General features: G+C 67.6%; 5 protein-coding genes. All 5 read left to right on the top strand.

From position 1 onward, the window contains the following. Positions 1-40 precede the first annotated feature (40 nt). Complete coding sequence (locus tag AC1D01_RS30035; RefSeq protein ID WP_477872948.1) at positions 41-1,222, top strand: phage tail sheath family protein; 1,182 nt, start codon at positions 41-43, stop codon at positions 1,220-1,222. 11 nt (positions 1,223-1,233) lie between these two features. Continuing rightward, a complete protein-coding gene (locus AC1D01_RS30030) occupies positions 1,234-1,659 on the top strand; it encodes a phage tail protein (protein ID WP_477872946.1) in 426 nt (141 codons plus the stop codon). A 13-nt stretch (positions 1,660-1,672) separates the two neighbouring features. Further along, positions 1,673-2,041 carry a phage tail assembly protein gene (locus tag AC1D01_RS30025; RefSeq protein ID WP_477872944.1) on the top strand — a complete coding sequence of 123 codons (369 nt, stop codon included), beginning with the start codon at positions 1,673-1,675 and terminating at the stop codon, positions 2,039-2,041. Then, complete coding sequence (locus AC1D01_RS30020; protein ID WP_477872943.1) at positions 1,993-2,202, top strand: DUF6760 family protein; 210 nt, start codon at positions 1,993-1,995, stop codon at positions 2,200-2,202. Before AC1D01_RS30025 ends, AC1D01_RS30020 begins: the two co-directional genes overlap by 49 nt. 11 nt (positions 2,203-2,213) lie before the next feature. Then, positions 2,214-2,469 (top strand): hypothetical protein (locus AC1D01_RS30015; protein WP_477872942.1); only part of this gene is annotated, 256 nt, incomplete at its 3' end.

Genomic DNA, 2,469 nt, shown 5'->3' with positions numbered 1-2,469 from the left:
GGCTACGACGTCCAGTTGACCTGACCGAGAGAGGGCAAGGATGGCAAACTATTTCGCACCCGGCGTCTACGTCGAAGAGATTCCTCCCGTGGCCCGGCCGATCGCGGGCGTGGGCACCAGCACGGCCGCCTTCATCGGCGAGGCCGACCGGCTGGCCGCCGCCGATGTCGGCAAACCGAAGAAGTTCACCAACTGGAGCGAGTTCGCGGCTTTCATCGTCGGCACCGGTGCCACGCCGGCGACACCGGTCTACACCACGGTCAACCGCACGCTCGCGCTGGCGGTGTTCGGCTTCTTCGCCAACGGCGGCACCACCTGCTACGTGGTCCCGGTCGCCGCCGGCGGCATGGGCAACCTGCAGGCGCCGCTCGACACGCTCAAGCCCATCGACGACATCGCCATCGTCGCCGCGCCCGGCGCGCAGGGCACCGCAGTCAAGGTCCAGCTGATGGACCACTGCTTCGAGATGCAGGACCGTACGGCCGTGCTCGACGGTGAACGCGCGCCGGCCTCCGACAGCACGCCCGACGACATCTACGGCGGCCCGATGCCCGGCGGCGGCTCGAGCACGCCGGACAAGTTCAGCTTCGGCGCGATCTACTTTCCGTGGGTCAAGGTCTTCAACCCGCTGTTCACCGGCAGCGGCCCGGAACTCGAGCTGATCGACCAGCCGCCCAGCGGCCACGTGGCCGGCATCTGGGCCCGCGTGGACGCGACCCGCGGCGTGTTCAAGGCGCCCGCCAACGAAGGCGTGATCGGCATCGTCGACCTCGAGCGGCCGATGGGCAAGGACAAGCAGATCAGCCTCAACCCACCCGGCATCAACGTGATCCGGCCGTTCGGCGGCTCGCCGATGGTGTACGGCGCGCGCACGCTGGGCGGCGACCGCAACGGCGAGTACCGCTACCTCAACGTGCGGCGCTTCATGAACTTCCTGAAGGAGTCGATCGACGAGGGCACGCAGTTCGTGGTCTTCGAGCCCAACACGCCGGCGCTGTGGCAGCGAATCATCCGCTCGGTGGGCGACTTCCTCTACAACCAGTGGCGCGACGGCGCGCTCTTCGGCGTCACGCCGAAGGAAGCCTTCTTCGTCAAGTGCGACCTCGAGACCAACCCGGCCAGCGAGCGCGAGGCCGGGCGCGTCATCACCGAGATCGGCGTGGCTGTCGTCAAGCCGGCCGAATTCGTCATCTTCCGCATCCAGCAGAACACCGGCGCCTGAGGAGTCCAGCCATGGCCAGAAAAGATCCCTATCGCAATTTCCGCTTCCTGGTCGAGATCGACGGCATCGTGCAGGCCGGCTTCTCGGAATGCAGCGGTTTCGGCTCCAACATCGAGGTGGTCGAGTACCGCGAAGGCGGCGAGGCCGCCACGGTGCGCAAGCTGCCCGGCAAGGTCTCGTACCCGGACATCACGCTCAAGTGGGGCGTGACCGATTCGCGCGAGCTCTACGACTGGCACCTGGCCGCCGTGAACGGCACGATCGACCGGCGCAACGGCTCGATCATCCTGCAGGACGATGCGGGCCAGGAGAAGCTGCGCTGGAACTTCTTCAGCGCCTGGCCGAGCAAGTACGACGGGCCGGATTTCAACGGCAAGGGCAACGACGTGTCGCTCGATGCGATGACCGTCAGCTGCGAGCGCGTCGAGCGCGCCTGAGGCGAGGTACCGCATGATGTTCCAGACCGAATACGAGTTCACGCTGCCGCTGGGTTACGTGGATGCCGACGGCGACCTGCACCGCGACGGCGTGATGCGCCTGGCCACCGCGGCCGACGAGATCCTGCCGCTGAAGGATCCGCGCGTGCAGGGCAACGAGGCCTACCTCACCATCATCCTGCTGTCGCGCGTGCTGTCGCGGCTGGGCTCGGTGGCGCAGGTCACGCCCAAGGTGGTCGAGGGGCTCTACGCGGCCGACCTGGCCTACCTGCAGGAGTTCTACAACCGCATCAACCGCAGCGGGCGGGCCACGATCGAGGCGGCCTGCCCGAAGTGCGCGCACGAGTTTGCATTGGAGATGAGCAGCCCGGGGGGATCGTAGGCTACCCCCTGCCCGCGCTGTACAGGGAGGTAGCCTTCATCGCCTATCACTTTCACTGGTCGCACGAGGACGTGCTGCTGCTCGAACACAAGGAGCGCCAGCGCTGGATGGAAGAGATCTCCGCGATCAACGAAAGAGCCAACAGCGAAGCCGTTCAGTGACTGGAGACGACGTGAACCGATGGCAAGCATGGGCAAGGCGCCTGCGCGAGCGGCACGGCCGCATCGACGCATGGCGTGCGCAGGGCGCGATGGTGCTGCTGCGCGGCGTCGGGGCGCCAGCGCCCGGCGTGCGCGCGCAGCTGAACACGATCGTCCACCTGCACACGCGCCTGGCGGTCTCGCCGCGCTTCATGCTGAGCCTGCAGCCCGCGCCGGCGGCACCGATGCTGCTTCGGCAGGCGGCGCCGGCCAGCGCGGTGTACCCCG

Source organism: Rhizobacter sp. P3_B12 (assembly GCF_056402895.1).
This window is presented reverse-complemented; position numbering and strand designations above follow the sequence as displayed.

Bases quoted from the DNA above. Each gene is read 5' to 3' on its own strand.
- AC1D01_RS30030 (WP_477872946.1), top strand. From the start codon at position 1,234: ATGGCCAGAAAAGATCCCTATCGCAATTTCCGCTTCCTGGTCGAGATC.
- AC1D01_RS30025 (WP_477872944.1), top strand. From the start codon at position 1,673: ATGATGTTCCAGACCGAATACGAGTTCACGCTGCCGCTGGGTTACGTG.
- AC1D01_RS30035 (WP_477872948.1), top strand. From the start codon at position 41: ATGGCAAACTATTTCGCACCCGGCGTCTACGTCGAAGAGATTCCTCCC.